This is a genomic window from Paenisporosarcina sp. P5_A11, assembly GCF_056400705.1.
On record NZ_JBFUKT010000228.1, the window covers coordinates 1 to 4,339 of the forward strand.

Consider the following 4,339-nt stretch of genomic DNA (forward strand, 5'->3'; position numbering starts at 1 on the left):
ATTCGTCAGCAATTACGGTCTCAAGAAAGCCGTGTACGTGAAAAATTAGAAAGCTATACACGTGGGAAAAATGCATCGAAAATGTTATCTGATTCCATTATTACGATACGAAATGATCGATTCGTTATTCCAGTAAAACAAGAGTACCGTGGAAACTATGGCGGAATCGTACATGATCAGTCCTCTTCTGGACAAACGTTATTTATCGAACCCGACGCAGTCGTGCAAGCGAACAATGAAATTCGACGACTCAAAATGAAAGAACAAGAAGAGATCGAGCGTATATTATTGGCCTTATCACTGGAAGTACAAGCGGTAGCACATGATTTATTTGGTCTCGTTCAAATATTAGGTGAAATAGATGTTATTTTAGCCAAAGCAAAATATGGTCAAGCACATAAATGTACGAAACCAACAGTCAACGATAAAAGTATCATACGTTTAGTGAAAGCCCGCCATCCTTTATTGCATATTGAAGAGGCAGTTGCGAATACCATTGAATTTGGTGATGATATTACAGCAATCGTCATTACAGGACCAAATACTGGCGGTAAAACAGTTACGCTTAAAACGGTTGGATTATGCACATTAATGGCGCAATCTGGTATTCCTATTCCCGTATTAGATGGTTCTGAAGTGGCGGTATTTGATCAGATTTTCGCGGATATCGGAGATGAGCAATCTATTGAACAAAGCTTAAGTACATTCTCGTCTCATATGGTCAATATTGTTGATATTTTATCAAAGTTCGATGAACGCAGCCTTGTGCTATTTGATGAACTTGGAGCAGGTACGGACCCCCAAGAAGGAGCAGCGCTTGCCATTTCATTGTTGGATGAAGTTCATGGTCGAGGTGCGCTTGTCATGGCAACGACTCACTATCCAGAATTAAAAGCTTACGGCTATAACCGACCTGGTGTAGCGAATGCTAGTGTAGAGTTCGATGTTGAAACATTAAGTCCAACCTACAAATTATTAATTGGTGTCCCTGGACGTAGTAATGCTTTTGAAATTTCAAAACGACTGGGATTGCCAAAACATATTATTACCCATGCTCAATCATTTACAGGCACTGACCGTCACGAAGTTGAATCAATGATTGCTTCGCTTGAAGTCAGTCGCAAACAATCTGAAAAAGATGCAGAACAATCGAGTATATTACGACTTGAATCAGAGAAGATTAAAGCGGATTTGTCTGCTCAATTACAAAACTTTGAAGATCAAAAAGAAAAGGTCGAACAAAAGGCTAAAGATAAAGCTCGTAAAATTGTGGACGAAGCAAAAAGAGAAGCAGAAGGCATAATTGCAGAACTTCGAGCGATGCAAAAAAATGCTCAACACGTAATTAAAGACCACGAATTAATTGATGTTCGTAAACGCTTAGAAAAAGCAACACCGGAAAATACCGTATTGAAGAAGCAACAACAAATCAAAGCACGCCAAATGACCCTAACTAAGGGTGATGAAGTGAAAGTCTTGAGTTATGGTCAAAAAGGAATCTTACTTGATAAAGTTTCAAACAACGAATGGAGCGTTCAAATCGGGATTTTGAAAATGAAAGTAGCGGAAAATGATTTAGAGTATCTCAAACCAGAAAAACAAAAAGAAACAGTTGCTATGTCCCATGTTAAAGGCCGAGATACTTACGTGAAATTAGAACTGGATTTGCGTGGAGAACGATTTGAAGATGCCATTCTCAGAGCTGAGAAATACATCGATGATGCCGTTTTATCTAGTTATCATCAAGTATCGATTATTCACGGCAAAGGAACAGGTGCACTGAGACAAGGTATTCAACAATTCTTGAAAAATCATTCGCGTGTAAAAAATTATCGATTTGGTGAAGCAGGAGAAGGGGGACACGGTGTTACCATCGTTGAATTAAAATAATCGGCTCAGTTCCAGCGTAATATTTTTGGCTTTCAGGTATTTGAAACCAAATCGCGTTTCATCCGTAAAAACTAGAAACGCTTGAAGGAGTAAACATATGTTAAGTCTGAATTTTTGGCAGCATCCCTTAGTAGAAACAGCTGGGTATTTTAGTGTCGTCGTATTATGTTTGATTTTAACAATGATATTGTTTGAAATCGTTACGAAGTATAATAACTGGCAAGAGATTCAAAAAGGAAATGTTGCAGTAGCAATGGCTACTGGTGGTAAAATTTTCGGTGTAGCAAATATTTTTCGCTATTCCATCGAAAATCATAATTCACTCTCTGAAATGATAGGGTGGGGTTTATACGGTTTCGCTTTACTCATCGTTGCGTATTTCTTATTTGAATTTTTAACACCAAAATTCAATATTGATCGTGAGATTGAAAATGATAATCGCTCTGTCGGATTCATTTCTCTATCCATTTCTGTTGGATTGTCATTTGTTATCGGTGCAAGTATTTCATAGGAGTGGTAGTAGTGGAAAAATTAGCAAAGGTATTACTTGTGGTTTGTATCGGTTTTTTCATTGTAGGCATCATCTTTTTATATGGAAAATGACCAAAGTCGCATGGGGTATGTAAAATGTCCCATGCTTTTTTTAATAAAAATTGAAAGCGGATACATGATTCCCTATAATAAAGAATAGGAATATTCAAACGATTATAAAAAAGGGGGAAACATAAAATGACTACAAAACCATGGTTGGCGCAATATCCACCAGAAATTCCGCATACACTGTCATATGAAGCAATTCCAGTTCAGGAATATTTGACACGCGCTTTTCAAAATTATCCGGAAAAAGTGGCGATTCATTTTCTTGGGAAGGATGTCACATATCGAGAACTCTATGAATCTTCTCTAAAGTTTGCTAGCTATTTACGAAATCTAGGAATCCAAAAAGGTGATCGTGTTGCGATTATGTTGCCGAACTGCCCTCAAAATGCAATAGGCTATTATGGGATTTTGTATGCAGGGGCAATTGTGGTTCAAACCAACCCGCTGTATACGGAACGTGAAATTGCTTACCAAATGAAAGACTCTGGTGCAAAAGCTATTTTATCACTCGATATCTTGTACCCTCGAATAACAAAGGTAATAAAAGAAACAGAGTTAGAAAACATTATTATTACAGGCATTAAAGATTACTTACCGTTCCCGAAAAACAAAATTTATCCATTTGTTCAAAAGAAACAATATGGATTTACGGTTAAAGTCGAACATCGTGGAATGAATCACTTATTCCCAGAAGTTATGAAGGTAGGGAAAGTTGAAAAAATTGAGGTGCCTTTTGATTTCGAAGAAGATGTGGCGATTTTACAATATACGGGGGGGACCACTGGATTCCCTAAAGGTGTCATGTTGTCACATAAAAATTTAATTTCAAATGCAACGATGTGTGATTCTTGGCTATATAAGAGTAAAAAAGGTGAGGGGACAATTTTAGGGATTTTACCATTCTTCCATGTTTACGGTATGACGACCGTGTTAATTTTATCTGTCATGCTTGGAAACCGCATGGTATTATTACCTAAGTTTGATGTTGAAACAGCTTTGAAAACGATTGATAAACAAAAACCAACTTTGTTCCCAGGTGCTCCAACCATTTATATTGGATTATTGAATCACCCAGACATTGCGAAGTATGATTTATCATCAATTGTAGCTTGTTTAAGCGGTTCCGCTCCATTACCAGTTGAAGTTCAAGAAAAGTTTGAACAAGTTACAGGTGGTAAATTAGTAGAAGGCTATGGATTAACTGAGTCTTCACCTGTTACGCATGCTAACTTTGTTTGGGCGAATGACCGAATTAAAGGATCTGTTGGAGTTCCATGGCCAGATACTGATGCAGCTATTTTCCAAGTAGATTCTACAGATCCAATGCCAGTAGGTGAAATTGGCGAGATTTGTGTTCGTGGTCCGCAAATTATGAAAGGTTATTGGAATCGTCCGGAAGACACTGCACATACAATGCGAGATGGTTGGTTATTGACTGGTGACTTAGGGTATATGGATGATAAAGGTTATTTCTATGTAGTTGATCGTAAGAAAGATATGATTATAGCGGGAGGATACAATATTTATCCTCGTGAAATCGAAGAAGTATTGTATGAACTTCCGTCTATTCAAGAATGTGTAGCTGTAGGTGTTCCAGATGCTTATCGTGGAGAAACCGTAAAAGCTTATATTGTTTTAAAAGAAAATGAACAAATTACTGAAGAAGAGTTAAACACATTCTGCAGGGAACACTTAGCATCCTTTAAAGTTCCACGAATCTATGAATTTAGAAAAGAGTTACCAAAAACAGCGGTAGGGAAAATCCTGCGTCGTTCATTAGTAGAAGAAGAAAAGGAAAAAAATAAAGAAGCCAGTGCTACGTCGTAACATCTCTTGACAACAATAGTTC

At 37.5% G+C, this 4,339-nt stretch carries 3 protein-coding genes; all 3 read left to right on the forward strand.

The annotated features are described in order from the left end of the window. A partial coding sequence (locus tag AC1DOS_RS18280) for an endonuclease MutS2 (RefSeq protein ID WP_477538651.1) occupies positions 1 to 1,890 on the forward strand: 1,890 nt, incomplete at its 5' end. A gap of 97 nt (positions 1,891 to 1,987) precedes the next feature. Then, entirely contained in the window at positions 1,988 to 2,401 is a 414-nt protein-coding gene (locus tag AC1DOS_RS18285) for a DUF350 domain-containing protein (protein ID WP_108585307.1), read from the forward strand. Positions 2,402 to 2,619: 218 nt separating this feature from the next. Continuing rightward, entirely contained in the window at positions 2,620 to 4,317 is a 1,698-nt protein-coding gene (locus tag AC1DOS_RS18290) for an AMP-binding protein (protein ID WP_477538652.1), read from the forward strand. Positions 4,318 to 4,339 lie beyond the last annotated feature (22 nt).

What these genes read in the sequence shown, in the direction of transcription:
- AC1DOS_RS18285 (WP_108585307.1), top strand. Translation starts at nt 1,988, where the DNA reads ATGTTAAGTCTGAATTTTTGGCAGCATCCCTTAGTAGAAACAGCTGGG.
- AC1DOS_RS18290 (WP_477538652.1), top strand. Translation starts at nt 2,620, where the DNA reads ATGACTACAAAACCATGGTTGGCGCAATATCCACCAGAAATTCCGCAT.